The sequence below is a fragment of the Streptomyces sp. NPDC030021 genome (assembly GCF_055574035.1).
Genome location: NZ_JBVIAH010000012.1, coordinates 209,952 through 235,754 on the forward strand (window position 1 = coordinate 209,952; position 25,803 = coordinate 235,754).

General features: G+C 71.4%; 20 protein-coding genes and 2 pseudogenes. 12 read left to right on the forward strand and 10 right to left on the reverse strand.

Annotated features, from left to right (window positions below; all coding sequences use genetic code 11):
• Positions 1-99 precede the first annotated feature (99 nt).
• Both ACZ4YL_RS24230 and ACZ4YL_RS24235 read left to right on the forward strand, forming a co-directional pair.
• On the forward strand, positions 100-3,867 hold the full coding sequence (locus tag ACZ4YL_RS24230) for a bifunctional glycosyltransferase/CDP-glycerol:glycerophosphate glycerophosphotransferase (protein WP_468119331.1): 3,768 nt from the start codon (positions 100-102) through the stop codon (positions 3,865-3,867).
• Positions 3,860-5,395: a hypothetical protein gene (locus ACZ4YL_RS24235; RefSeq protein WP_468119257.1), complete on the forward strand. Its 1,536-nt coding sequence runs from the start codon at positions 3,860-3,862 to the stop codon at positions 5,393-5,395. The genes ACZ4YL_RS24230 and ACZ4YL_RS24235 overlap by 8 nt, the downstream gene beginning before the upstream one ends.
• Here ACZ4YL_RS24235 and ACZ4YL_RS24240 read toward each other — a convergent pair.
• On the reverse strand, positions 5,379-6,338 hold the full coding sequence (locus ACZ4YL_RS24240; protein WP_468119259.1) for an endonuclease/exonuclease/phosphatase family protein: 960 nt from the start codon (positions 6,336-6,338) through the stop codon (positions 5,379-5,381). The two genes, ACZ4YL_RS24235 and ACZ4YL_RS24240, sit on opposite strands and share 17 nt — an antisense overlap.
• 114 nt (positions 6,339-6,452) lie before the next feature.
• On the opposite strand from ACZ4YL_RS24240, the gene ACZ4YL_RS24245 reads away from it, so the two are divergent.
• The 3 genes from ACZ4YL_RS24245 (at position 6,453) to ACZ4YL_RS24255 (ending at position 10,198) form a co-directional block, all read left to right on the forward strand.
• The gene (locus ACZ4YL_RS24245) at positions 6,453-7,412 is read left to right on the forward strand and encodes an aldo/keto reductase (RefSeq protein WP_468119260.1); all 960 of its coding nucleotides are present in this window, start codon (positions 6,453-6,455) and stop codon (positions 7,410-7,412) included.
• 279 nt (positions 7,413-7,691) lie between these two features.
• Positions 7,692-9,197: an alpha/beta hydrolase gene (locus ACZ4YL_RS24250; RefSeq protein ID WP_468119262.1), complete on the forward strand. Its 1,506-nt coding sequence runs from the start codon at positions 7,692-7,694 to the stop codon at positions 9,195-9,197.
• 278 nt (positions 9,198-9,475) lie between these two features.
• Entirely contained in the window at positions 9,476-10,198 is a 723-nt protein-coding gene (locus ACZ4YL_RS24255; RefSeq protein ID WP_468119263.1) for a helix-turn-helix domain-containing protein, read from the forward strand.
• Positions 10,199-10,284: 86 nt separating this feature from the next.
• Here ACZ4YL_RS24255 and ACZ4YL_RS24260 read toward each other — a convergent pair whose 3' ends face one another.
• Positions 10,285-11,694 (reverse strand): nucleobase:cation symporter-2 family protein, encoded by a 1,410-nt coding sequence (locus tag ACZ4YL_RS24260; RefSeq protein ID WP_468119265.1) that lies wholly within the window; start codon positions 11,692-11,694, stop codon positions 10,285-10,287.
• Positions 11,695-12,282: 588 nt separating this feature from the next.
• Here ACZ4YL_RS24260 and ACZ4YL_RS24265 point away from each other — a divergent pair.
• Positions 12,283-12,456, forward strand: a complete 174-nt coding sequence (locus tag ACZ4YL_RS24265; protein ID WP_301373390.1) for a hypothetical protein — start codon at positions 12,283-12,285, stop codon at positions 12,454-12,456.
• A 93-nt stretch (positions 12,457-12,549) separates the two neighbouring features.
• The gene (locus ACZ4YL_RS24270; protein WP_468119267.1) at positions 12,550-13,890 is read left to right on the forward strand and encodes a DUF2252 domain-containing protein; all 1,341 of its coding nucleotides are present in this window, start codon (positions 12,550-12,552) and stop codon (positions 13,888-13,890) included.
• Between the two features lie 13 nt (positions 13,891-13,903).
• Here ACZ4YL_RS24270 and ACZ4YL_RS24275 read toward each other — a convergent pair whose 3' ends face one another.
• Positions 13,904-15,196, reverse strand: coding sequence for an MFS transporter (locus ACZ4YL_RS24275; protein WP_468119269.1), 1,293 nt, complete (start codon positions 15,194-15,196; stop codon positions 13,904-13,906).
• Positions 15,197-15,328: 132 nt separating this feature from the next.
• Here ACZ4YL_RS24275 and ACZ4YL_RS24280 point away from each other — a divergent pair, with 132 nt between their 5' ends.
• The 3 genes from ACZ4YL_RS24280 (at position 15,329) to ACZ4YL_RS24290 (ending at position 19,499) form a co-directional block, all read left to right on the forward strand.
• Positions 15,329-16,411, forward strand: a complete 1,083-nt coding sequence (locus ACZ4YL_RS24280; RefSeq protein WP_468119270.1) for an AI-2E family transporter — start codon at positions 15,329-15,331, stop codon at positions 16,409-16,411.
• A 71-nt stretch (positions 16,412-16,482) separates the two neighbouring features.
• Positions 16,483-18,534, forward strand: a complete 2,052-nt coding sequence (locus ACZ4YL_RS24285; protein ID WP_468119272.1) for a prolyl oligopeptidase family serine peptidase — start codon at positions 16,483-16,485, stop codon at positions 18,532-18,534.
• Between the two features lie 122 nt (positions 18,535-18,656).
• On the forward strand, positions 18,657-19,499 hold the full coding sequence (locus tag ACZ4YL_RS24290; RefSeq protein WP_468119274.1) for a class I SAM-dependent methyltransferase: 843 nt from the start codon (positions 18,657-18,659) through the stop codon (positions 19,497-19,499).
• An 18-nt stretch (positions 19,500-19,517) separates the two neighbouring features.
• Here ACZ4YL_RS24290 and ACZ4YL_RS24295 read toward each other — a convergent pair whose 3' ends face one another.
• Entirely contained in the window at positions 19,518-20,033 is a 516-nt protein-coding gene (locus tag ACZ4YL_RS24295; protein WP_468119275.1) for a DUF4188 domain-containing protein, read from the reverse strand.
• A 90-nt stretch (positions 20,034-20,123) separates the two neighbouring features.
• Between ACZ4YL_RS24295 and ACZ4YL_RS24300 the strand changes: the two genes are divergently transcribed.
• Entirely contained in the window at positions 20,124-20,801 is a 678-nt protein-coding gene (locus ACZ4YL_RS24300) for a MerR family transcriptional regulator (RefSeq protein ID WP_468119276.1), read from the forward strand.
• Positions 20,802-20,819: 18 nt separating this feature from the next.
• Here ACZ4YL_RS24300 and ACZ4YL_RS24305 read toward each other — a convergent pair whose 3' ends face one another.
• Both ACZ4YL_RS24305 and ACZ4YL_RS24310 read right to left on the reverse strand, forming a co-directional pair.
• Entirely contained in the window at positions 20,820-21,116 is a 297-nt protein-coding gene (locus ACZ4YL_RS24305) for a CPCC family cysteine-rich protein (RefSeq protein ID WP_468119333.1), read from the reverse strand.
• Positions 21,102-22,082 (reverse strand): annotated as a pseudogene (locus ACZ4YL_RS24310) (NAD-dependent epimerase/dehydratase family protein); the annotation flags it as partial. The gene ACZ4YL_RS24305 and the pseudogene ACZ4YL_RS24310, both read right to left, overlap by 15 nt.
• A 185-nt stretch (positions 22,083-22,267) precedes the next feature.
• Between ACZ4YL_RS24310 and ACZ4YL_RS24315 the strand changes: the two are divergent.
• A complete protein-coding gene (locus tag ACZ4YL_RS24315; RefSeq protein WP_468119277.1) occupies positions 22,268-22,738 on the forward strand; it encodes a hypothetical protein in 471 nt (156 codons plus the stop codon).
• Positions 22,739-22,985: 247 nt separating this feature from the next.
• Here ACZ4YL_RS24315 and ACZ4YL_RS24320 read toward each other — a convergent pair.
• The 4 genes and pseudogenes from ACZ4YL_RS24320 to ACZ4YL_RS24335 form a co-directional block, all read right to left on the reverse strand.
• Positions 22,986-23,453, reverse strand: a pseudogene (locus ACZ4YL_RS24320) (IS5 family transposase); the annotation flags it as partial.
• Positions 23,454-23,592: 139 nt separating this feature from the next.
• Positions 23,593-24,228, reverse strand: a complete 636-nt coding sequence (locus ACZ4YL_RS24325) for a VOC family protein (RefSeq protein ID WP_468119279.1) — start codon at positions 24,226-24,228, stop codon at positions 23,593-23,595.
• 106 nt (positions 24,229-24,334) lie between these two features.
• Positions 24,335-24,772 carry a hypothetical protein gene (locus ACZ4YL_RS24330; RefSeq protein WP_468119280.1) on the reverse strand — a complete coding sequence of 146 codons (438 nt, stop codon included), beginning with the start codon at positions 24,770-24,772 and terminating at the stop codon, positions 24,335-24,337.
• A gap of 439 nt (positions 24,773-25,211) precedes the next feature.
• Entirely contained in the window at positions 25,212-25,760 is a 549-nt protein-coding gene (locus tag ACZ4YL_RS24335) for a GNAT family N-acetyltransferase (RefSeq protein ID WP_468119282.1), read from the reverse strand.
• Between the last annotated feature and the right edge of the window lie 43 nt (positions 25,761-25,803).

Genomic DNA, 25,803 nt, shown 5'->3' on the forward strand with positions numbered 1-25,803 from the left:
CGGGTGGCCGGATTCAGGGGCGGGTCTGGTGGCGTGCTGCGACAACTCCCGGTACGCCGTGACAAGTGTGTCTATCGAGGAGCTTTCTGAGTGGCAGGTATGCCCCGCCTGAGTGTTGTCGTGCCCTTCCAGGACGTCGAGATATACCTCCAGGAATGTCTGGAATCGATAGCCAGGCAGACGTTCTCGGCGCTCGAAGTGATCATGGTCGATGACGGCTCGACCGACTCCTCGACGGCGATCGCGGCGGATTTCGCCCGTCGCGACCCCCGGTTCAAGCTTCTGCGCCAGGAGTCCATGGGACCGGGACATGCGCGCAATGTCGGCATTCGGGCCGCCAATTCGCAGGCCGAGTTCCTCGCCTTCGTCGACGGCGACGACGTCATACCCGAGTACGCCTACGAGCTGCTCGTGCAGACCCTCGAGGCCTCCGGTTCCGACTTCGTGTCCGGCAACGTGCAGATGATGAACTCCACCAAGAGGTGGCAGTCCCCCCTGCACAAGGCGCCCATGCAGAAGAGCAGGCGCGGCACGCACATCACCAAGGTGCCGGACCTCATCTACGACCGGACGGTGTGGAACAAGCTCTTCCGGCGCTCCTTCTGGGACTACCACTACATCGCGTTCCCCGAGGGCGTGATGTACGAGGACTCCTGGGTCAACATGTTCGCCCACTTCCGGGCCGCCAAGGTCGACATCCTCACGGACATCGTCTACTTCTGGCGCCGGCGCGAGGGCGGCGCGGCCCCCTCGATCACCCAGCGGCACACCGAGTTCAGCAACCTCCAGGACCGCGTCTCCGCGGTCCGATCGGTCAGCCGCTTCCTCGCCGGACACCGTGCGCGGTCCTACTCGGACCACAAGCGCAAGTACGACCTGGCCTGCCTGAAGTCGGACCTGATGCTGCATCTGAAGGTGCTGCCGGACGCCGACGAGGAGTACCAGGACGCCTTCATGCAGTGGGCGAACGAATTCCTGGACGAGGCCGACACGGACATCATCCAGGAACTTCCCGCCGACGCCCGGGTCAAGTGGCTCCTGGTGCGCGAGGGACGCCTTAAGGAACTGCTCGACGTCGTCGAGTTCGAGCGCAAGGGCGGGCCCCTGCCCGTGCAGCGCCGCTTCCACCGCTACCTCAACTACCCCTACCTCGGCGACCGTTCGATCGGCCTCGACAAGAGCGCCTACCGGCTCGACAAGGAACTCTCGCTCCACGGCTCGCTGAACCGGGCGACCTGGGACGACGACGACCACCTGACCCTGGAGGGGTCCGCGTACGTCCGCTTCATCAACGTGCACAAGCGGCATATGTCGATGAAGGCGATCGCGCTGCGCAACAAGAAGCAGGGCCGCGTCGTCGTCGCCAAGGCGAAGACCACCTATTACCCGCAAGCCACCGAGTACTCGAACCAGAGCCGCTACTGCTACGACTGGTCCGGCTTCCAGGTCAGCTTCGACACCACGCGGCTCAAGCGCAAGGGCGAGTGGGTCGAGGGCACGTGGGACGTGGCGGCCGGCGTACTGAGCCGCGGCCTGTTCCGATACAAGGGCATAGCCCGGGGCGGCGCGGGCAGCGCGGCCAATCCGCCCTACCGCTACGTGGAGAAGAACACCCGCGTGGTGCCGCTCTTCATGCAGGGCAAGCTCAAGCTCCGTGTGGAGCGGGTGCGGTGCCGCATCACCCGGCACCGGGTCGTCGGTGACCACATCGAACTCGGCGGCGTCTACCTGGGCGACAAGCTCCCCGAGTGGGGCAAGTTCCGGGTGACCAGCATGAGCGGCGCCGGCCGGCACGACTCGTGGGTCCACTTCACGCCCGGCGGCGAGGGCTGGTTCCGCTTCGTCACGCGCATCCCGGTCAAGGCACTCGTCCCCGGACACCGCACGAGCTCCTCGGACGGGATCCCGGAGACCTGGAACACCGGCGCCAACGGCTGGAAGACCACCTTCCACGTCGAGGGACGCAAGGCCGCCATCTATCCGGTGATGGCGGAGGACACCACCGACGGCCACTACCGGATGCCGGCCGGACTGCAGACCGACGGCGGGGACCGCGAGGTCTTCGTGCACCGCAACGGCTCCGGCTACGTGGTCCTGTTCGAGCGGGACACCCTGCCGCTGGCCAAGTCCGCCACCTGGCGCGAGGACGGCTCGCTGGAGGTCGTCGTCGGCTACGCCGCGCAGGACATGCTCGACGGGTCCGAGTACGCCATGGCGCACGTCGTCGTTCGGTCCCGCGCGCACGGTGCGGAACGCGTCGTCCCGATCACCTGGCACGGCGACGAGTTCCGCTTCGTCGTCACCCCCGCCGCGATGCGCACCCTGGCCGGTGACATCCCGCTCGCCGCCGGCCGCTGGGACTTCTTCCTGCGCCGCCAGGACCCCTCCGCGGTCACCCCGGAGAACCGCACCGGCGACCTCATGGTCAAGATGACGCAGGATCTGATCCCCACCCTGCCGCAGGACATGGCCAGCAACGAGCGCCGCTACGAGCTCCAGTCCGAGGCCTACGACCGGCTCTCCCTGCTGGTCCACTCGGCGATGCCGGACGAGGCCCGCGGCCCCTACCGGCAGAAGCTGATGCGCACCAAGACGTATCCGGCGGCCCGCCGCAAGCCCGTCACCCAGGCCGTGCTGTTCGACGCCTTCAAGGGGACCCAGTACTCCGACAGCCCGCGCGCGCTGCACGAGGAGATGGTCCGCCGCGGCCTGGACCTCGAACACCTCTGGGTGGTGCGCGACGACCAGGTGGACGTTCCCCCCACCGCGCGGCCCGTGCGCATGTGGTCCCCCGACTGGTACGAGGCCATGGCCCGGGCGAAGTACGTCGTCGCCAACAACCACCTCCCGGACTGGTTCGAGAAGCGCGAGGGCCAGGTCGTCGTACAGACCTGGCACGGCACCCCGCTCAAGCGCATCGGACACGACATCGAAGCCGTGCACTTCGCGGACAAGCGGTACCTGGAGCGCGTGGAGAAGGAGGTGCAGAACTGGGACATGCTGGTGTCCCCGAACAGTTTCAGCACCCCGATCCTCAAGAGGGCCTTCCAGTTCCCCGGCGAGATGGTCGAGAGCGGCTATCCCCGCAACGACATCCTGCGCCGCGCGGACTCCGGGCAGCGGGCGGCCGAAGTGCGCCGCCGCATCGGCCTGCCGCCGGGCAAGAAGGCCATCATGTACGCGCCGACCTGGCGCGACGACCAGTTCTACGCACCCGGGAAGTACAAGCTCGACTTCCGTATCGACCTCGACGAGGCCAAGGCGCAGCTCGGCCACGACCACGTCCTGCTCGTGCGGCGCCACCCCAACGTGGTCGACCCCGTACCGGGCGCCGGCGACGGCTTCGTCTTCGACGTGTCCGACTACCCGGACATGGCGGACCTCTCGCTCATCGCCGACGTGATGATCACGGACTACTCCTCCCTGATGTTCGACTTCGTCAACACCGGGCGGCCGATCCTCTTCTTCACCTACGACCTGGACCACTACCGCGACACCCTGCGCGGCTTCTACTTCGACTTCGAGCAGTCCGCCCCCGGCCCCCTCGTGTACTCCTCCCCGGAGCTGATCGGGGCGATCCGCAACATCGACCGCATCCAGCAGGGCTACGCCGCCCGCTACCGCTGGTTCCAGCAGGAATTCTGCGACCTCGACGACGGTTACGCCTCGGCCAGGCTGACCGACCGCATCCTGATCGCCGGAGGGGACCTCGACCCCGCCCGGGCGCAGGCCCCGGCCGTCGGAGCGGCGGGCGGCCGCGCCCCCGGCCATACGGGGCAGCCGGGGCAGGCGGGTTTCTCGAACAGGGGCACCCTCGGCCAGGTGCCGCGCCAGCCGGTGAGAAGAATGGATTCCGAGCATGTCTAAAGCAGCCCAGAACGCGCGCGCCGTCTTCACGGGCGTGGACAGCTCCGGGGCGGTGCCGATCGAGTACCGGTTCTCCCACGCGAGGAACGGGAACCGCCATCTGCTCGTCGTCTTCGCCAACTTCACTGCCCCCGACGAGTACGGGATGTCCAACGGCGTTCTCGACAAGGTCCGTTCGAACATCCTCTGGATCCGTGACAAGTTCGACGGGGCGAACAGCTACTACCTGTGCAAGGGGATGGACTTCTCCCTCGAACAGTCCGTCGCCGGGCTCATCTCTCGGGTCCTGAACGCGCTGTCCCTGACGCCCGCGGACTGCACGACCATCGGGAGTTCGAAGGGCGGCAGTGCTGCCCTCTACTTCGGGCTGAAGTACGGCCTCAAGAACGTGGTGACCAGCGTGCCCCAGTTCCTGATCGGGTCGTACGTCAGGGCGGGCATCCCGAGCGCTGCGCGTCTGATGATGGGCGAGGTGACCGACCAGAACGTGCACTTCCTCGATTCGGTCCTGCCCGATCTGGTGCGGAGCGGGGCGAACCGCGGGGCCAACATCTATCTGACCACCTCCGCGCAGGACGATCAGTACACGCGCGAGGTGGAACCCTTCCTCGGGCTGTTCCAGGGGTACGAGAACTTCAACCTCCTCTTCAACGACTCTCCCCTCGTCGCCGACCACAGCAGCGTCGTACCGCGGAACCTCCCCACGATCATGGGTCTGCTGAACCTCGTCGTCGAAGGCATCACCCCCCGCATAGGTGCCGTGAGTTACGGCTACGAGCAGCCGAGGAGGGACACCTCCGGCATTGACGCGTATCTTGAGGAGACCTCCCAGGTGAGGGGCAACTCGTTCCCCCGACCGGTGATCTCGATGCCGTTGGCGAATGGTCAAGTGCCCGGGAACGCCGTTCGTTTCACGGGAACGGCCCCTCTCAGCGCCGTTCGTGTCAGTTTCTGGGAGAACGGAAAGTACCAGGGCGCGTCGCCCGTCGCCGCCGACGGCAGTTGGGCCTGGCAGCGTGAAAAGCCGTGGGCCGCGGGGAAGCACACCGTCCGGGTCTTCGCGGCGGACGCCAGCAACTACCAGTCCGAACGGACCGAAGTGATCTTCACGGCCGTGGCGCACGCGTCACTGCCCGGCTCCGCGGCGGAGCCGGTGCAAGCCCCGGTGCCGGTGCAGACGCCGGCGCCCGCGCCGAGGGCGGCGCAGCGCCTCGTGCTGTCGGTGACCGCCCCGGCCGCCCACCAGCAGCTGTCGGGCCCCGCCGTCGGCTTCGCCGGCTACGCCCCGGGCGCCGTCCGCGTGGAATTCCAGGAGGGCGGAGCGGCCCTGGGGACGTGCGAGGTGCGGGCCGACGGCAGTTGGGTGTGGGAGCCCGGCTGGGCCTGGAACCAGGGCGACCACTTCGTCGAGGCCATCGCGGTGGACGCCGTCGGGAACGCCTCCCCCTGGACGGCCGTCCCCTTCACCCTGATCGTGAACTCCTACCCCGTGCCCGCACAGGGGGCGTTCTTCAACCCACGGTACTGATCGTGGCCGGGTTCTCGGGGCGGCTCACCCGCATCACCAGCGGCCGGTGGTCCGACGCCTTGGTGTCCACCACCTCGCACGCCGTGCGGGGGAGCTGCGTGAACAGGTAGTCGATCTTCGTGCCGTCCTTGTGGGTGGCCTTGCCCTTCCGGGAGTCGCCCTTCTGGTCGCACTCGCGGTACGTGGTGTACGCCTCCGACGGCCAGATCCAGGCGGACGTGTTCCGGTCGCCCACCGGCGGCGGGGAGTTGAAGTCCCCGCCGAAGACCGTGGCGGCGTCCGTCGCCGCGGCGGCGACCAGCGAGCTCAGCTGGTCGTCGCGGAAGTCCCAGTCCGGGTGCTCGTCGTCGCTCTCCCGCAGCGACAGGTGCGCGTTGCACACCCGCACCCGCTGGGCCGGGACCCGCGCGCACAGGACCCCTCGGTGCAGTCCCACCGTCGGCTGCTCGGTCGGTATCGCCTCCACGTCGGTGAGCGGGGAGCCGGCCAGCAGGCCGTAGCCCGCCTGGCCCCGACCCTGCCCGGTGCAGTCGACGGGCGAACGGCGGCCCGCCGAGTCGACCTCGGCGTACGGTTCGAACGCCGAATGCCACTGCGGGCCGAGGCTGCGGGCGAAGGAGAGCAGGTCTTCGGAGCACACCTCCTGCAGGAGCAGGACCTGGACGCCCGAATCGGCGATCAGGTCGCGCAGTTGCTGGAGCTTCTCCTTCGGGCCCCCGGTCTTCTCGCAGTTCCACTGCCGCACCCCGCACATGTTCCAGGTGGCCACGGAGACCTCGTCGGCCGTCCCGGCGCCCGCACCGGCACCCGTGGCCGAATCCGGTGTGTGCCCCGACGTGCACGCCACCGCGGTCAACAGGCTCAGGGTCGCCGCCGTGCGGCCGAACCGGCGGCGGAGCGACCGCTGTCGCGACCACCGCCCGGTCTCCATGTGTCTCTGCATTCGGACATCATTGGGTATGAGCCGGTCAGACCGTGCATCGGGCCCGGTGCGAACCGCTGTGCACCCCCCGCGCATGCCGTGAAGCACCCGCCGGACACCCTCTAGGGTGGGGTGGTGACGAACGCGAGTACGAGCTTGAGCGGCGACCGGGTGCTGTACGGGTGCATGGGCCTGGGCGGGAGCTGGGACCCCGACCCGTACGGGCCCGCGGACATCGACGCCGCCGAAGCGGCCGTCGCCGCCGCCCTCGACAGCGGGATCACCACCTTCGACCACGCCGACATCTACCGGCACGGGAAGGCCGAGGCCGTCTTCGGCGAGGTGCTCGCGCGCGCACCGGGCTTGCGCGAGCGCATCACCCTCCAGACCAAGTGCGGGATCCGGCTGGGCGACAAGGACCGCCAGGGGATGTACGACCTGCGCGGGGAGAGCATCACGCGGCGCGTCGAGGAGAGCCTGACCCGGCTGCGGACCGATGTGATCGACGTCCTCCTGCTGCACCGTCCCGACCCGCTGGCCGACGTGGACTCGATCGCCTCCGCACTGACCTCCCTGCACCGCCAGGGCCTCGTACGGGGCTTCGGCGTGTCCAACATGGGCGCCGCGCAGATCGCCCACCTCCAGGCCCGGCTCGACGTGCCGCTGGCGGCCAACCAGCTGGAGATGAGCCTGCACAGCCGTGCCTGGGTCGAGGCCGGAGTCCTCCTCAACACTCCGGAATCCGCGCAGAACGGGTTCCCGTTCGGCACGCTGGAGCACTGCCGCGACCACGGCATCCGCCTCCAGGCCTGGGGCGCGCTGGCACAGGGCCGCTTCACCGGCCGCGAGGAGACGCCCGCCGAGCGGGCCACCGCGCAGCTGCTGGCCGGGCTGGCCCGGCAGAAGGACACGACGCCCGAGTCGGTCCTGCTGTGGTGGCTGATGCGGCACCCCGCCGCCATCGCGCCGGTCATCGGCAGCGCGCGCCCCGACCGGATCCGTGCCTGCCGCGACGCGGCGCTGCGCGAGCCCGAGCTCACGCACGAGGAGTGGTACGAGCTCTGGATCACGGCCCGGGGCGTGCCGCTGCCCTAGGTCCTGTCGTCAAAGTAGCGTCGGTCAGGCCCGCGGCGTCCGGTGCCATGGGGCCTCCCCAGGCCCGCAGGGCCTAGGGGAAGCATCGCAAGGCGGAGGGGCGCCCGTGTACTGGACGTACTCGGGCGCCCCGACAACGCGGCGAGGTGCGGTGCCAGGGTGCCGCAGGACCGACGCCACTTTGACGACAGGACTAGGGGGGAGCAGGGGGTTAGCCCCACCGGCGGCCGACCGGCAAGCCGGATGGGACCCCGAGCGGAGGTCGACAAGGCTTGCGCCATGACGACTTACCCGCACAAGGCCCTGCTCCTCGCCCTCGCCACGGCCACCGTGGCAGCCGGTCTGACCGCGACCGCCGCACCGGCAGCGGCCCGCCCCGCCACCGCCGGCCCGCAGCTCGACTGGCACCGCTGTACCCATCCGGACGCGCCCGCCGCCCAGGAGTGCGCCGAGCTGCCCGTCCCGCTCGACTACGACGACCCCGACGGCCGGCAGCTCACCGTCGCCGTCTCCCGCATCCGCAGCGACCGCCCCCGGGCCCGGCGCGGCACGCTGATCGTGATACCCGGCGGACCGGGCGGATCCGGTGTGCAGCGCCTGACGCAGAAGGGCGACGCCCTGCGGCGGGAGCTCGCCGGGGCCTACGACCTCGTCGCCTTCGATCCGCGCGGAGTGGGCGCCAGTACCACCGCCAGCTGCGACCTCGCCCCCGAGGACCGGTACCTGACCAGCCTGCGGTCCTGGCCGGGCCCGGACGGCGACATCACCGAGAACATCGCCAGGTCCCGGCGCATCGCCGACGCCTGCGCCGCCGGCGGCGGCCCCGAGCTGCGCAGTTTCACCACGGCCAACCAGGTCCGCGACATGGACCGCTTCCGCGTCGCGCTCGGCGAGCGCAAGCTCTCCGCCTGGGGCACCTCGTACGGGACGTACGTGGGCGCCGTGTACGCGCAGAAGTACCCCCGGCACACCGACCGCTGGGTCCTCGACAGCAGTGGCGACCCCGACCCGAAGCGGGTCGCCCGCGGCTGGCTGGCGAACATGTCGCAGGGCGCGGCGGACCGCCTCCCCGACCTCGCGGCCTGGGCGACCCACCCCGACCGGGACCGCGACGGCCTGCGACTGGCCGCGGCGGCGCAGGAGGTGGAGCCGCTCCTCGTCTCGCTCGCGGCCCGGCTTGACCGCGAGCCGATGGCGACGACGACCCCCGGAGTGCCACTGACCGGCAACGGGCTGCGCCAGGCCCTCCAGAACGCGCTCTACGCCGACGCCGCCTTCGCCTCCTTCGCCCGGCTCGTGCGGACGGCGCAGGACCCGGCGGGGACCCCGGTGCTCCCCAAGGAGCTCGCCGCGCCCATCCGGAACGAGGACGCCGCACTCATGGTCAGCGTCATCTGCAACGACGTGGCGTGGCCGGACGTGCCCATGGCCTCGTACCGGCAGGCGGTCGACGCCGACCGCGCCCGGTACCCGCTCACGGCCGGCATGCCGGTGAACGTACTGCCCTGTTCCTTCTGGCAGACCCCCACACAGAAGCCGACCCGGATCACCGACGACGGTCCGTCCAACATCCTCATGCTCCAGAGCCGCCGGGACCCGGCCACCCCGCTCTCCGGGGGCCTGAAGATGCGCGAGGCGCTGGGCGACCGGGCCCGGATGGTGACGGTCGAGCAGGGCGGCCACGGGCTGTACCTCGGCAACGGCAACGCGTGCGGCGACCACGCCGTCACCGAGTTCCTCACAAGCGGCCGCCGTCCGGCCCGGGACACGGACTGTGCGAACTGAGCCGGTCGCGCGGGCACCTGAGGGGGGCGCCACGATGGAGGGAGGGGGCCACCCCCCCCCCCCCGGGTCTGTGGTCACAGAGCGCGAAAATCAGACCCTTGGAGCAAGATGCTCGCGGGCTTCGAGCCCGGAGGCCCCGCGTAGCCTTGGATTCGTAGGGGTATGGACGGATACGCCCCACTGAACATCTGTTAGTGTGCCCGCGCTTGGTGTTCATCCATCAATCCGTCCTCCCCTCGACCGCCGCGCGCCCGAGGGGGCTGCGAGGTGTCTCGTACGTGCACAGCACTCCCTTCTCCCCGACCGAGGCCAGATCCGCGCGCGCCCGCATGGGCCTGACCACGACCCAGGTGGCCCACTCCATGGCCGCCTGCGGCACCCCCGTCCACCCCCAGCTCGTCCTCGCCTGGGAGCAGGGCGCCCAGGCGCCCTCCGACCGGCAACTCTTCGCCCTGGCCGACGTCCTGTGGTGCGACGCCACCACACTGATGGGCATCGAACCGCGCACCCTTGCCGAGCACCGGCTGGCCCGCCGGCTCACCGTCGAGCGGCTGGCGTACCGCATAGGCATGGACCCCGCCGAGTACCGCGCGGCCGAATCGGCGCGCCTCTGGAGCGGGGACACCTGGCAGACCAGGGCGCTCGTGGAGGCCCTCGGGCTGTCGCTGCGCGAACTGATCGGAATCATGGGCCGGGTGGAGGAGCTGGCCGAGCACCTGCGCTCGGCCGTCGCCGGACGGTGGAAGACGTACGTGGACCCGGTGGCGGAGATCGTGGTCGTGGACGCGACGAGCGTGGGCGACGCGCTGCGCACGATGCACGCGGAGTTCGCCGCCTTCTCGGAGCGGTACATGGGACACCTGGTCGCCCGCAACGACGACGCCAGGCTCAAGGAGATCGCGGCCGAGCGCGCCGCCTACCTGCGCCGACTGGTCGATCATTTCTGGGAGTTGATCGGCGAGGCGGGCGAGGCGCCGCCGTTCCCCGCGGCCGGGCGCTGACCCGGACGGGCCACGGCAGACGGGCCGCGGACCACGGACCACGGGCCACGGGCCGGGCGCGCGGAGCGCCCGGCCGGCGGGCCGCTTCAGCGGGCGGGCGCGCCGAAGTGCGGTTCGGCCGGGCCCTCTTCGCCGATGTCGTCCCAGTCGATCTCCATCGTGCCGCGGCGCGTGAAGACGTTGAAGAGCAGGTTCAGCGTGATGGCCGTCAGGGCGCCCAGTGTGATCCCGCTGTCGAGCACCGCCCGCAGGTCGTCCGGCATCCGGTCGAAGAACGGGCCGACGGTGGCCGGCAGCAGGGCGGCGCCCAGACTGACCGCCAGGATCAGGGTGTTGCGCTCCTCGCGCAGATCCGCCTTCCCCAGGATCTGGATGCCGACCGCGGCGACGATGCCGAACATGGAGATCGCCGCCCCGCCCAGCACGGGGTGCGGGATCGAGGCGACGAGGCTGCCGGCCTTCGGCAGCAGCCCCAGGACCACCATGAACACACCGGCCGCGACGACCACGTACCGGCTCATCACCTTCGACATGCGCACGAGGCCGATGTTCTCGGCGAACGCCACGTACGGGAAGGAGTTGAGGACGCCGCCGAGCACCGTCGCCGCGCCGTCGGCGCGCAGGGCCCGGGCGACCGTGTCGGCGTCGACCTCCTTGCGGGTGATCTCGCCGATCGCGTAGACGTCACCGGTGGTCTCCACCATCGTGATCAGGACGACGACGAGCATGGCGACGATCGGCAGCAGCTCGAACCTCGGCATGCCGTAGTGGAACGGCGTGGTGATCCCGAACCAGTCGCTCTCGCGCACCGCGGCGAAATCGGTGTCGCCGAAGAGCCAGGCGGCCGCCGTGCCGACGACGAGCCCGAGCAGGACGGCGAGGCTGCTGAGGAACGGCTTGCCGATCCGGACCATGGTGAGGATGAAGAGCAGCGTGCCCAGTGCGTAGGCCAGGTTCTTGGGGTCGCCGTACGCGGGGGTGCCGATGAGGTGGGCGCCTCCCGCCGCGTCCTGCAGGGCCACGGGGATCAGCGTGATGCCGATGATGGTGAGGATCGTACCGATGACGACCGGCGGGAAGTACTTCACCAGCCTGCTGAAGAGCGGGGCGAACAGGAAGGTCGCGATGCCCGCCGTGATCACCGCCCCGTATACGACGAGCAGACCGGCGGTACCGCCGCCGGCTCCCGTGCCTATGGCGATCATGGGGGAGACCGCGGTGAAGGTGACGCCTTGGACCAGGGGCAGCCTGGCGCCGATCCGCCAGACCCCGAGGGCCTGGATGATCGAGGCCACGCCGCAGGTCAGGAGGTCTGCGTTGATGAGGTGGACCAGCTCCTGACGGGAGAGGCCCAGTGCGTTCCCGAGCAGGACCGGGACGATGACGGCCGCCGCGTAGAACGCGAGGACGTGTTGGAAGCCGTACAGGGCGAGCTTGGGGAGGGGGAGTCGTTCGTCGACCGGGTGCGTCTGAGACCGGGTGGACCGACGGGGCATTCCTGACATCTCTGCCTTGCCTTCGCGAGGTAGGTGAATGAGAAGACCGCCGCCCTCCAGCCCTGGATGACAGGGCGAGGGCAGGCCGGCTCGTACCGAGCCGACGCCGGGCGGTGTTGCCGACATCGCGTCGCTCTGCACTGCATAGTCATGTCCCGGATGCGGGACATCCTTCGATCGACATGACAGATCCGTATTTGATCATTGGATCCGAAGGGGTCTCGACCGGAGGGCGCTCACCATAGCCAATGGTCGCGTTTCCTCGCGAGTAACCTCCCGGCAAGGTGCCGGGCCGCGCCCCGTCACCGCCCCGGTCCCGCGCAACCCGTACGACGTCACCCGCCTCGCGGGGTGACGGCGGGCCCGGCCGCCCCGCACCGGGGTCGAGGGTGAATTCCGGGCCGCCACAAGGCTCCTCGCCTGCCGGGGTGGCCGCCCGCGGATGCCTCCCGCTTCCCGTCCCACGCACTTTCCGTGTGGTCTTGGCCCCCGATATCCATCCGTACTTGTGGGTACTGCGGCCGAATGGCGCCGGATTTGATAGTTCTGGACTGGTCCGGTGTGAGAAAGCTGCGGGAAGGACACGGCATGTTCGATCTACTACGCCCGGAGACCGTCATGTGCCCCTTCTGCAAGGCCACCGCCGCCGACGGCGTGGTGCGGACCCTGCGGACCGGAGCGGGGTCACTCTCGGTGACCTGGCACACCCTCAACTGCCCGCACTACGCGGCCGACCGGATCCTCGCCGAGAACGAGAGCTGACCCGAGCCGCCCCGGACCGCTCCGGGGACGGCGACATGCGGGACCGGAGCCGTGCGACGAGGATGAGGAGGGACCGGCGACGAGGAGCGGCGCATGACCAGTCCAGCTGAGCGGATCCGGCGCGGACGGGCCGTCCGCAAGATCACCGGCCGGGCCGCGCACGGGCGGTGGACCGCCTCCCCGGACCGGCCCGACCCCATCGGGGTACTCCAGCGGCAGGGCGCCGACCGGGTGCCCGAGCTGCTGCCGATCCGCTACGGCCGGATGGCGGCATCGCCGCTCGCCTTCCTGCGCGGCGCGGCCTCCGTCATGGCCGCCGACCTGGCCGCCGCACCGCAGACCGGCCTCACCGTCCAGCTGTGCGGGGACGCGCACCTGCTGAACTTCGGCGTGTTCGCCTCTCCGGAACGCGCCCTGCTCTTCGACCTCAACGACTTCGACGAGACCTTCCCCGGCCCCTTCGAATGGGACGTCAAACGGCTCGCCGCGAGCGTCGCGGTGGCCGCCCGCGACAACGGGCACGGCGACGACCGCGCCGCGAGAGCCGCCCTCGGCACGGCCCGGGCCTACCGGCAGACGATCCGGGAGCTCGCCGGACACCGCGAGCTGGACGTCTGGTACCACCGGATCGACACCGCCGAGCTGCTGCCCCTCATCCGCAAGCCCGAACAGCGCGACCGGGTGGAGGCCAACCTGGCGCGCGCCCGCCGCCGCACCAGCCTGCGCGCGCTCGGCAAGCTCACCGAGGTCCGCGACGGGCGCCGGCGGATCATCCACGACCCGCCGCTGCTGGAGCCGCTCGCCCGGGCGGACGCGCGGGAGGTCGACCAGATCTTCGCCAGGTACCGCAGCACCCTCGCCGAGGAACGCCGCCTCCTGCTGGACCGCTTCCGGTTCGCCGACGCGGCGCGCAAGGTCGTCGGCGTCGGGAGCGTGGGGACCCGCTGCTTCATCGTGCTGCTCCTCGGACGCGATGCCGACGACCCGCTCTTCCTGCAGATCAAGGAAGCTGTGCCGTCCGTCCTGCAAGGCCACCTCCCGGACGACGGACACGATCACGAAGGGCACCGGGTGGTCGCGGGCCAGCGCCGCATGCAGGCCGCGGGCGACATCTTCCTCGGCTGGACGACCGGACCCGCCGGGCGCCACTTCTACGGCCGGCAGCTGCGCGACATGAAGGGGTCGGCCGATGTCACCGGCATGCCCCCGGGCCTGCTCGGCCGGTACGCCGAGCTGTGCGGCAGGGCCCTGGCCCGCGCCCACGCCCGCACCGGCGACCGCATCGCCATCGCGGGCTACCTCGGCGGCTCCGACACCTTCGACCGCGCCGTGGCCGGCTTCGCGCTCCGCTACGCGGACCGGACCCGCGCCGATCACGCACTGCTGACCGCCGCCGTCGCCGACGGGAGGATCACCGCCACCAGCGGTGTCTGAACCGGTCCCGGCCTCAGGCCGGCGCGCCCGCCTGCTCCGCCTCCCGGGCCGCCCGGCGGCGCAGTGCGTCCTCGTCGGTGTCGGCGTCGTAGGAGATCAGCTTCGGCAGCAGGGCGGCCAGCACCGCCACCGACGCCACACAGGCCAGCCCGCCGCCCCAGAAGGCCGAACGGGTACCGGTCCAGCCGGCCATCGTGCCCGCCCGGACCTGCCCGAGCTGCGGTCCCACGCTGTACGAGAGCACCTCGATGCCCGCGAGCCGGCCCCGCAGCTCCTCCGGGATCGTCTGGTTCCATATCGTCGCCCGGCCCAGCCCGCTCACCATGTCGCCCGCACCCGCCACCGCGAGGCACAGCAGCACGAGCCAGATGCCGGAGGACGCGCCGGCCCCCGCGACCGCCAGGCCCCACACCCCCGCACCGCACACCACCAGCAGCCCGTGCCGGCGTACCCGGGACATCCAGCCGCTGGTCATGCCGAGCACCAGCGAGCCCACCGCCCCGGCCGCGTACATCAGCCCCAGCGCCCAGACCGCGTCGAGCTCGTCCGCGAGGAAGGGGTAGATCGCGTTCGGGAAGGCGAAGAACATCGCCGCCAGGTCGACGGCGTACGTCCCCAGCAGTACGGGCCGGCTCCACGCGTAGCGCGCGCCCTCCGCCATCCCGCGCAGCGACGGACGCTCGGCCCCCTTCACGGGAGGCGCCGGACTGAGCCGCAGGCACAGCAGCACGGAGGCGAGGAACCCGAGCACGGTGACGGAGTAGGCCGCGGCGTGACCGGCGAACGCGACGACCACACCGGCCAGCGCCGGACCGGCGATCGCCCCGAACTGGTAGCGCAGCCCGTTCAGCGCGGCGGCGGCCGTCAGCTGCTCGTGCGGCACGATCCGCGCCATCAACGAGTCCAGGGCCGGCCGCTGAAGCCCGCTCAGGGCCGACACCCCCGCCGCGACCACGTACAGCGGCCACAGCAGCGGATCCGGCAGCAGCGCGTTCACCAGGAGCACCAGGGCGAGCACCCCGAGCCCGGCCTCGGTCAGCAGGATCATCCGCCGCCGGTCGACCGCGTCGGCGAGGGCGCCCCCGTACAGCCCGAAGACCACCAGCGGAACGAGCTCCACCGCACCCATCGCACCGACCGCCATCGGCGAGTCCGTCAAGTGCTTGATCTGCAGCGGCAGCGCGATCATCGCCATGAACGAGCCGAAGTACGTCACCGTGCCCTGGTAGAACAGCAGCCGGAAGTCACGGCCGGAACGGAACGGGGCGAAATCGGGCAGCACGGCGGTCCATCGGGAAGTGCTCACGAGATGCCATCGTCCGTGGACGTCCCGGCCGGGGCAACGGATTTTGTGGGCATCGGCCCCGTACCGATCACGGACGGGCGAATCCGGAGCCCGGCGCGTGGCATCACGGGCCCGGTGTGGCACCCATGGGTCATGCCGCCGGTGTCAGCGTTCCTGCGTACTGCAGCGTCGTACGCCTGGCGCCTGCTGGTGGTCGGCGCCGCCGTCTACGCGCTCTTCGCCGTGCTCGGCCGGTTCCACGAGATCACCGTGGCACTCTTCCTCGGGCTCGTCGTCACCGCCCTGCTGTGGTGGCCCACCCGGCGCCTCGCGCGCGTCCTGCCCCGCTCGGTCGCCGTCGCCGTCACCCTCCTCGGCAGCGCCCTGCTCCTGCTGGGCGTGCTGACCCTGGTCGGTACGGCGGTGGCCGGGGAGAGCACCACGTTGGCCCGGGAGTTCCGCGAGGGACTCGCCAGCATCGAGGAGTACCTGGAGCGGCCGCCTTTCCGGCTGAACCCGAACGCGCTCTCCGACCTCCAGTCCCGCCTCGGCGCGTACCTGTCGCGCCACCGCGCCACGCTGCTCAGCCAGGCGCTCAGCGGAGCCGGGCGCCTGGTGCAGGTCCTGACCGTGCTCGCCCTCGCGGCCTTCTCCTCCTTCTTCTTCCTGCACGGCGGCGACCGGCAGTGGTCCTGGTTCTGCGCGCAGCTGCCCCCGTCGGTACGCGCCCGCGTGGGCATCGCCGGGGGCGCGGCCTGGCGCACGTTCACCGGCTACACCCGCGGGATCGTCCTCGTCGCGGCGACGAACGCGGTCCTGGTCGGGGTGGCGCTGTACTTCCTGGGGGTTCCGCTGGCCGTGCCGCTGGCCCTGCTGGAGTTCTTCGCCGCGTTCGTCCCGCTCGTCGGATCGCCGGTCGCGCTGGCCGTCGCCGCGGTGGTCGCGCTGGCCGCGAAGGGGCCGTTCGTCGCGGGCCTCGTGGTCGCGCTGATCGTGGTCATCGGCCAGATCGAGGGCCATCTGCTGCATCCTCTGGTGATGAGCCGGGCGGTGAGTCTGCACCCGCTGGTGGTGGCGATCTCGGTGGTCGCGGGGGCCATCGCCGCCGGGGTGGTCGGCGCGGTGGTCGCGGTCCCGCTGGTCTCGGTGACCTGGTCGGTGCACACGGCGCTGCGCGACGCCCGCCCCACGGCCACCGGCCCGACGGCGGACGGTCCGACGGCCGACGACGGCTGAACGGGGCCGGGCTGCGGCTGGGAGGGGCCGGACGGCGGACACCCGCCGGTCGCTTCCTGCACAATCGCCTGATGAGCGATGAAGACCCCTACCTGTGGCTGGAAGACGTATCCGGCGACGCCGCCCTCGCCTGGGTGCGGGAGCGCAATGCCGAGACCGTCGACGAGCTGACCGGTTCACCCGGGTTCAAGGTCCTCGAGCAGGAGATGCGCGAGGTGCTGGACGACGACGGCCGGATCCCCTACACCGTCCGCCGGGGCGGCCACCTCTACAACTTCTGGCAGGACGCCGACCACGTACGCGGTTTGTGGCGGCGGACCACGCTGGAGGAGTACCGGACGGACCGGCCGGCCTGGGAGGTGCTCCTGGACCTCGACGCGCTCGCCGAGGCCGAGGGCGAGAAATGGGCCTGGGCGGGCAGCCGGGTCCTGGCCCCCGAGCACCGGCACGCCCTCGTCCTGCTGTCCCGGGACGGCGCGGACGCCTGCGTGGTGCGCGAGTTCGACCTGGAGACCCTGGCATTCGTCGAGGACGGGTTCACCGTCGCCGAGGCCAAGACCCGGATCGGCTGGATCGACCACGACCGGGTCTGGATCGGCACGGACTTCGGCGCCGGCTCGATGTCCGCGTCCGGTTATCCGCTCCAGGTACGCCGCTGGCGGCGCGGCACGCCGCTCGCGGACGCCGAGCTGGTCTACGAGGGCCGGCCGACGGACCTGTCCGCCTCCGGATGGCACGACGACACCCCGGGCTTCGAACGGGACTTCGTCCACCGGCAGATCGATTTCTGGAACCAGGAGCTCTTCCTGCTTCAGGAGGACTCCGCCGGCCCGCCGCTGAAGATCGACGTCCCGGACGACGCCGGCGCCTCCGTCCACCGCCGGTGGCTGACCGTCACCACCAAGTCGCCGTGGCTCGGCCATGGCGCGGGCAGTCTGCTCGCCTTCGACCTCGACGCCTTCCTGGCGGGGGAGCGCGAGGCCGAGGTGCTGTTCACCCCGGACGAGCGCACCGCGCTCGCCGGGTACAGCTGGACCCGCAACCACCTCATCCTCAGCACCCGCGCCGACGTCTCCTCCCGGATGGAGCTCCTCACCCCGGCCACCGGCGAGGGCGAGGGCGCGGGTCCGGGCGGCTGGCACCGTGCACCGCTGCCGGGCCTGCCGCCGCTGTCCACCGCCTCGGTCACCGACACGGACCCGGACGTCGGCGACGAGTACTTCCACCAGCTCTCCGGCTTCCTCCAGCCCTCCACCCTCTACCGGGGCACGGCCGGCGACGGCAGCGAGAGCGAGGGCCTCAAGCAGAGCCCGGCGCTCTTCGACACCGCCGGTCTCGCCGTACGCCAGTACTTCGCGACCTCCGCGGACGGCACGAGGGTGCCGTACTTCGTCGTCGGACCCGAGGACCGCCCGGGCCCCGGCCCGACCCTGCTCTACGGGTACGGCGGCTTCGAGATCTCCATGGTCCCGCAGTACAGCGCGGTCACCGGACGGGCCTGGCTCGCGCGCGGCGGCACGTACGTCGTCGCGGGCATCCGGGGCGGGCACGAGTACGGGCCCGCCTGGCACAAGGCGGCCCTCGGCGCGCACCGGGTCCGGGCCTACGAGGACTTCGCCGCGGTCGCCCGGGACCTCACCGCCCGGGACATCACCACCCCCGCCCAGCTGGGCATCGAGGGCGGCAGCAACGGCGGGCTGCTCATGGGCGCCATGCTGACCCGCGACCCGGAACTCTTCGGCGCGGTCGTGGCGCACGTGCCGCTGCTGGACATGCTGCGCTTCCACAAGCTGCTCGCCGGGGCCAGCTGGATCGCCGAGTACGGGGATCCCGACAGCCCGGCCGACCGGCCGCACCTGGAGCGGATCTCCCCGTACCACCAGATCCGGGCGGACGGGCCCGCGTACCCGCCGCTGCTCCTGCTCACCTCGACCCGCGACGACCGGGTACACCCCGGCCATGCCCGCAAGATGGCCGCGCGGCTGCGTGAGTACGGGCATCCCGTCCTCTTCCACGAGCACCTCGGGGGAGGCCACGCGGGGGCCACCGACCACCGGCAGACGGCCTTCAACGAAGCCCTCGTCCACACCTTCCTGTGGGAGCGGCTGACCCCGCAGAAGTGATCGGATACCGGGTCGTACGTGAACGGCAGGCATCCGTACGGGGGATTTGCGGGGTCAGACGCTGCCGAGGGCCGGGTTGTGCTCCACGATCGGCGGATGCAACCCCGGCCAGGGAGGATCCCATGAGTACCCCGTACGCGTCCGCCGCCCCGTACTACGCCCGCTACCGGCCGCCGTACCCGGCGGAGCTCTACGCGCTCCTCGCGGACCGGTTCGCGCTCGACGGCTCCCAGACCGTGCTGGACCTCGGCGCCGGACCGGGCACGCTCAGCCTGCCGCTGGCTCCGCTGGCCGAGCACGTCTACGCCGTCGACCCGGAGCCGGCCATGCTCGCCGAAGGGTGCGGCCTCGCCGAGGAGCAGGGCCGCAGGAACATCTCCTGGCTGCGCGGCGACGCCGCAGGCATCGGCCGGCTGTGCCTGCCCCGGATCGACCTGTGCGTCATCGGCGGGGCGTTCCACCGGATGGACCGGGTGAGGGTGCCGGCCGACCTGGACGCCGTGCTCGCACCGCGCGGCGGGATCGCCGTCGTCACCTCCGTGGCGGCGGCCTGGCCGTCCGTCGTCGACGAGGTGCGCACGCGTTTCCTCGGACCCGGCGACGGCACGGCGGACGGCACGGAGGTGACGACGCGGCCGGCGGACGAACCGGCGGACGAACCGGCGGACGAACCGGCGGACGAACCGGCGGACATGGAGGAACTGCGGGACGTGGAGGACCATCTCGCGAAGTCGGTGTTCTCCCGCGTCGAGACCACCACGTGGGAGCGGTCCACGCGCTGCACGGTGGACCAGATGATCGGCCTGCAGTTCTCCCGGGCCTGCTGCAGCCCGGCCCTGTTCGGCGACCGGAAGGACGCCTTCGAGTCCGAGCTGCGCCACGCACTGCTGGACCGCTACCCCGACGGCACCTGCACCCGGACGGTCACCGTCGCCGCCACCATCGCGACCAGGCCCCGGCGGTGAGCTGACCGCGCGCCCCGCTCACTGATCCGGCCCGGCCGCGGGCGAGCGGTGCGCGAACCGGTCGGCCGCGCGCCGGCCGCGGCTCTCCAGGGGCAGCACCCCGGTGGCCGCGGCCAGCCCGAAGGGCGGCATGTCGAAGTAGATCGACTCGTACGAGCCCTCGGGCACGATGTAGGACTCGTGCCAGAGCCCCACGTGGCGGCGCAACTGCCCCGCGCGATCCTTGCGGTTGACGATCGACCAGGCCTTGTGGTGGAGCATGTCCGGGGCCGCGGCGTACGCGTAGAGCTTCTCCTTGGACTCCCAGTACTGGACCACGTAGTACGTGCGGGGCGAGGCGGTGAGCAGGACGTGGCCGAGCAGCCCCCGGGTGGGATGCCTGGCGAGCTCCCGCAGCATGCGCGGCATGGCCAGGATCACCGGGACCCAGTGGTGCACGGCCCAGAAGTGGTTGATGCGCATTCCGATGAGCAGGACGACGACGTCCCCCTCGGCTGCTGCGGTGGTACGGCCCGGTAAGGGTTTCGCGAACACGCCGGCCTCCCGATCGCCTTGTTGGATAGCGCTGCTGTCCAACCGTCACATGATTGGATAGTGACACTCGCCAAGGGAAGGTTCAAGAGATTGCGGCTCGCGGAACTGAGTGAGCGGAGCGGCGTGGCCATCGCCACGATCAAGTACTACCTGCGCGAAGGGTTGTTGCCGCCGGGCCGCCGCGTGAGCGCGACGACCGCCGACTACGACGAGGGTCATCTGCGCAGACTGCGGCTGGTGCGCGCGATGATCCAGGTCGGCCAGGTGCCGGTGGCAAGGGTCCGGATGGTGCTCGGGCACGTCGACGACGAGTCCCTGGGCCGGACGATGCGCCTGGGCACGGCCCTGTGGGCCCTGCCCCACGAGCCCGAACCGGCCGACGGCAAAGGTGACGGCGGCGACGGTGGTGTCAGTGAGGACGAGGCCACGGCCACCGCGCGCGCCGAGGTCGACCAGCTGCTGCGGACGCTGGGCTGGTCCACCGCACGGGAGTTGGGGGAACTCTCCCCGGTCCACCGTTCGCTCGTGGCGGCGGTGGCCACGCTGACGCGGCTCGGCTATCCCTGGGACGCCGGGCTCATGGCCCCCTACGCGCGGCTGATGCACCAAGTGGCCGTGCGGGACCTGGACTTCGTGGAGACCTTCCCCTCGGAGGCGGAGAAGGCCGAGACCGCCGTGGCGGCGACCATCCTGTTCCAGCCGGTGCTGAAGGCGCTGCACCGGCTGGCCCAGGAGGAGGAGTCGGCCCGGCGGTACGGACTGGAGTGAGCCGCGGTCAACCGTGGGTCAGGGGGCCGCGGTCCCGTCCGCGGGCGGGACCTCCGCGGGCAGCGGCGGCCGGACCCGGTCGACGCGCCGCCGCTCGCTCGCTCCGAAGGCTCGGTAGTTCTCCCGGGCCCCGCGCAGCGTCACGTGGTTGGGGCCGCCCACGTAGTGATCGGGGTCCTGGTAGTCCCCGCCGTCGTCCTGCCAGCCGCAGACGGGGCAGATCTCGTGGTGCCCCGGCACCCCGACGGTCAGGTTCCCGCAGACGACGCACGGGAACGGGCCCGCGGCCGGCGCGTCGGCGAGTGCGGTGAGCAGCTCCCGCTCGCGGGCGGTGCTCAGACCGGCCCGGCGGGGGCGCTCCAGGCCCTCGGCGCGCTCCCACCGCAGGAGGTCCTCCAGCATCTCCGCGCGCGGGCGGTCGCGCAGCCCGGCCGCGTGCGCCGCGGCTCCGCTGCGGGCGCAGAAGCCGGCCCACTTCGGATCCGGCATCCACATGGCCATCGACTCCGGGCCCATGAACGGCCCGACGCCCTGATCGAGGAGCCACTGCGGTTCCGCCACCGCCACCGGTCCGGTGTACCCGGCCGCGCGTGCCGACAGGCCGACCCAGTCGTCGAAGGGGACGACGGGACCGACGGCGTCGAAGGTCCCGGTGGTCCCCTCCTGGGCCAGGTCCAGCAGCCAGCCCGCCAGATCGCGCACGTCGACCGCCTGGGTCGGCACCTGGGGGGACCGGGGGAGGAGCACCGGCTGGTCCACGTCACGGGCGAAGCGTGCCGCCCAGTACCCCGACCGTCCGCTCGCGTCGCCCGGGCCGCCGATCAGGCCGGCCCGGGCGATGACGAGCCGGTCTCCCACCACGGCGCGCGAAGCCTCCTCGCAGGCGACCTTGGCCTCCCCGTACTCCTCCCGCCCCACGTGGTCGGCCTCGGCGGCAGGCAGCAGCGCGGCCGACTCGTCGGCGCCGACCGTGCCGTGGTCGGCGTAGGCGCTGATAGAGGAGACGTAGGTCCAGTGCCGGGCCCGCCCCGCGAGGGCCGCGAGCGCGCCGCGGACGAAGGCCGGCTGCCAGGACACCTCGATCACGGCGTCCCAGTCGCGGTCGAGGAGTTCCGCGTAGGCGGACTCCTGGTTCCGGTCCGCCGCCACCAGCCGCGCACCGGGCGCGACGGCGCCGCTCTCGCCGCGCGCCAGGCAGGTCACCGCGTGCCCCCGCTCCAGTGCCTGCCGCGTGATCTCACGTCCCAGCCATGCGGTCCCGCCCAGTACAAGAAGATCCATCAGGCCACCTCAGCACATCGCGAGCACCGCCGCGACGCAGGTTCGCGCTCGGCGAAGGCGCGCGGGTGCGTACGCGCACGGATCCGGCCATGGCCTTCCGGGCGCCGTTGACCGCGTGCGGGAGCCATGGAAATCTCGACGCCCGGTCCGGGGGCGGGACTTCCGGCAACGCGGGAGGGGCGGACATGGCGGTACATTCACTCAGGCTTTCGGCGGTCGCGCTGATCGCGGCGGGGGCTCTGCTGGGGGTGGGCGCCGCGGGGCCCGCACACGCGGCCGGAGCCGTCGGCGGCCACCCGGTCACCGCGGCCGCCCCGGTCGCCCCGAGCGACCCGACCCCGGAGGAACAGGAGCGGCTGCGGGAGATCGCCGGCTCCATCTGGACCCCGCAGCTGGCCGCGGGCTGGAACATGAACGCCGATGTGGCGGACGTCCTGTCGGAGGTCACCGGCGGCATCCTCAAATGCTCCGAAGCCTTCGCCCTGGTACCCAGGCCCCCGGGCTTCGTGCCGGGCCTCCGCTACCTGCGCCAGTACTGGAAGCAGATCAGGGACTACTTCCTGGTGGTCAGGGACAACCGCACCTACCGCGCGTGCGTGGTGTCCGCAGCCGCCCACTACCGATCGATCATCGAAATGGCCTCGGCCGGCGTCTAGTGCTGTGACCGGCAAGGTTCACCGGGTTGCGACGCCCGGCACGGCACCTCATCCCCCAGACTCCGTCCGGGGGGACCCCCAGGTTGTCGGACCGCGCAAGTACGTCCAGTACGAGCCGCGCCCCTCCGCCTTGCCATGCTTCCCCTAGGCCCTGCGGGCCTGGGGAGACCCCATGCACCGGACGCCGCAACCCGGCAAACCTTTCCGGCCACAGCACTAGGTTCTGTCTCCTTGGCCAGCGTCGTGCCCAGATGAGGATGGCGGCGAGGTGGAGTGCCGCCTGGTAGGCGATGGCGAGTTTGTCGCATCGTGTGGCCAGGCCGCGCCACTGCTTGAGGCCGTTGATGCAGCGTTCGACGCTGTTCCGCTGCCTGTAGATCTCGGCGTCGAAGCCGGGCGGGCGGCCGCCTCGGCGTCCTCGCCGCAGGCGGTGGCCGATCTGGTCGGACGGCTGCGGGATGACCGCGCGGATCCCGCGTCGTCGCAGGTGGGACCGGATGGCACGGGAGGAGCGGGCCCGGTCCGCGAGCGCGGCCAACGGCCGGGTTCGGGGCCTGCCGGGCCCGCTTCGTGGCATGCGGATGCGGGCCATGACCGCTTCGAAGGCGGGTGCGTCGCCGGCGTGGCCCGCGGTGACGGTCAGGGCCAGGGGCCGTGCACGGTCGTCGGCGGCCAGGTGGACCTTGGTGCTCAGGCCACCGCGTGAGCGTCCGAGGGAGTGGTCGGCGGGCTCGCTGGCATCAGCGATCACTAATCGGGCAGACACATCCGATCAACCGACCATCCCATCAAGGAGACACGCGCCGGCCAGGAGACCCCAGTCGGCTGCTCCCTGCGGGGCGGCCGGGCCCTGGTCAGATCGTGACCGGGCCGTGGGCGGTGGCGAACTCGACCGAGACCAGGCCCGGTTCCTCATCCTCGACCCAGGTGACGTCGATCTGGTCGAGGGGGTGGTCGGCCGGTTCGCCGAGGAATTCGGCGATGGAGGCGGCGTCGCCGGCGATGGAGACCCCGTGGATGGTGCTGGAGGTGCGCGGGTCGGCGCTCGGGCGCTCCTCGATGGGGACCAGCCACTGAAGGAAGTAGGGCAGTTGCGGGTCCTCCAGCAGTTCCAGCAGGCCGATCTGCTTCCACCTCAGGTCGAACCCGTCGGGGCGGACACGGTGGCCCTCGGCCGAGGTGCGGCCGAGGCGGGCCTCGACCGGGGCGATGTCGTCGACGGAGACCACCCAACCGAGCCAGCCGCCGCCCTCGGCGGCGCGGCGCGCGACCGCCTGGCCGAAGGGTGCGCGGTCGGCGGCGGGGTGGTCGAGTGTGGTGACGACCTCGACGTAGGTGCCGCCGCTCAGCGGGAGAATAAAATTGCGGGTGCCGAATCGCGGGTGCACGCCCCCGTCGACGAACCCGGCGCCGAGGGCCGATCCGATCCACTGGACGGTCGAGACGAAGCTGTCGCGGGCCACCGCATAGGACACGTGATCAAGTAGCACTGCGCCATCATCACCCGACAACCCGCACAAATCCCGACGCCACGCCCGCCGCCCCCGGCCCGGAGCGTACGGTAGGCCCCCGCCCAGCGCCGTCGGCGCAGGGCATTCACCCCGACCGGGCAAGATCACAATTGTTCGGCCGGGGTTCCTCCGGAGTGCGCCGGCGGACGCAGGACCAGCAGGTGTCAGGGCCTGGCCAGGTTGAGGAAGTACCCCCTGGCGGAGTCCCCGCGCATGGCGCCAGCTCGCAGACGCGCTGTGCCTGGGCTGCGGAGAGGCGCCGCGCCTCCCACAGCCGGGCTGCGGCGTCCACCGCCTCCGGGGCCGGAGGCGGTGGCACCTCACGCAGATCGACGCCCGTCAGCCCGGCCAGTTCGCGGGCGTCGATCCCCAGTACGGCTGCGAAATCCGTCACCAGGCGGGGCGTCAACTCCGCGCCACCGGAGCCGATCACGCTGTAGGTGGGCGCCGACAGGTACGTGGGCGTCACCACCGCCAGGAGCTTCGCCATGCCCAGCCGTTCCAGATTGCGGTACTGGAGCATGCGTATGACCCGACCGCCCGGACCGGCATGGGATGCGAGCCGCTTCGAGGCGAAGACGGAAGGCCGTTCCTCCTGCGGCAGCGAGCGGACGAGCTGCAGGAGTTCACGCCGTTCCGAAGCAGGGAGGTGCACTGCAGGTGCACTGCATGCATCACGATGGACGGCGCCCATCGCTCGGCCACGGCGTCCAACGGTGCCATGTCGTCCGGGACCGCCAGCCCCGCGAGGATGAACAGATCGACCGCTTGGAAGCCCAGGACAGGCGCGATCCGCCGGAGCAGCTCCGCGCCGGGGGCTTCCCCCGCGAGCACGGCTCGGACCTCGTTCGTCATCGATCCGGCGCGATCGGCCGGCTCCTGCACACGGAGGTCCCTGTGGTCCAGCAACCACGCCAGCATCACACCGAAACCGGCGTGCTCCGCCACGCGCGCGGCCTCGTTCATGCGGGGTTCGCCCACTCCTCCCGAAGCATCCCGAAGAGCACGCGGTCGTAGCGCTTCCCTTCCACCAGCACGGCCGACCGGCGGCGGCCTTCCTCGCGGAAGCCCAGCCTGGTGAAGGCGCGCACGGCGCGCTCGTTGCCGCTCCAGGTGTCCAGTTCCAGGCGGCTCAGGCCGTACGCGCCGAACAGATGGCCCGTGAGCAGCCGCAGCGCGTCACTGCCGTGGCCGCACCCCCAGAGCTCCCTTTCGCCGATGGTGACGCCCAGCGTGGCGACTCCGTCGTACGGGTCCAGGTCCCGGTAGTCGGCCATGCCTATCACCCGTCCGCCCGCCAGGTCCTCGACCGTGAACACGGCCGACTCCCTCGGGCTCAGGCGCAGCATGGTCTCGAAGCTGAGCCCGACCGCCTCCGCCGTGACCGGGCCGAAACACGGATCACCGGCTGCCGCCCAGTGCACCACCTCCGGGTCGTTGCGCCACCGAAGATAATGCTCGGAGTCTTCGGAGCGCAGCGCACGCAGCCTTACCAAGTTTCCCTCGAACATCACGTATCCCTCATCGAAGTGCCAATCGTCAAGCCTGGCTGTC

Bases quoted from the DNA above. Each gene is read 5' to 3' on its own strand.
- ACZ4YL_RS24330 (WP_468119280.1), bottom strand. From the start codon at position 24,772: ATGCTCCAGTACCGCAATCTGGAACGGCTGGGCATGGCGAAGCTCCTG.
- ACZ4YL_RS24270 (WP_468119267.1), top strand. From the start codon at position 12,550: ATGACCAGTCCAGCTGAGCGGATCCGGCGCGGACGGGCCGTCCGCAAG.
- ACZ4YL_RS24285 (WP_468119272.1), top strand. From the start codon at position 16,483: ATGAGCGATGAAGACCCCTACCTGTGGCTGGAAGACGTATCCGGCGAC.
- ACZ4YL_RS24290 (WP_468119274.1), top strand. From the start codon at position 18,657: ATGAGTACCCCGTACGCGTCCGCCGCCCCGTACTACGCCCGCTACCGG.
- ACZ4YL_RS24235 (WP_468119257.1), top strand. From the start codon at position 3,860: ATGTCTAAAGCAGCCCAGAACGCGCGCGCCGTCTTCACGGGCGTGGAC.
- ACZ4YL_RS24265 (WP_301373390.1), top strand. From the start codon at position 12,283: ATGTTCGATCTACTACGCCCGGAGACCGTCATGTGCCCCTTCTGCAAG.
- ACZ4YL_RS24335 (WP_468119282.1), bottom strand. From the start codon at position 25,760: ATGTTCGAGGGAAACTTGGTAAGGCTGCGTGCGCTGCGCTCCGAAGAC.
- ACZ4YL_RS24260 (WP_468119265.1), bottom strand. From the start codon at position 11,694: ATGCCCCGTCGGTCCACCCGGTCTCAGACGCACCCGGTCGACGAACGA.
- ACZ4YL_RS24315 (WP_468119277.1), top strand. From the start codon at position 22,268: ATGGCGGTACATTCACTCAGGCTTTCGGCGGTCGCGCTGATCGCGGCG.
- ACZ4YL_RS24250 (WP_468119262.1), top strand. From the start codon at position 7,692: ATGACGACTTACCCGCACAAGGCCCTGCTCCTCGCCCTCGCCACGGCC.
- ACZ4YL_RS24230 (WP_468119331.1), top strand. From the start codon at position 100: ATGCCCCGCCTGAGTGTTGTCGTGCCCTTCCAGGACGTCGAGATATAC.
- ACZ4YL_RS24240 (WP_468119259.1), bottom strand. From the start codon at position 6,338: ATGCAGAGACACATGGAGACCGGGCGGTGGTCGCGACAGCGGTCGCTC.
- ACZ4YL_RS24280 (WP_468119270.1), top strand. From the start codon at position 15,329: ATGCCGCCGGTGTCAGCGTTCCTGCGTACTGCAGCGTCGTACGCCTGG.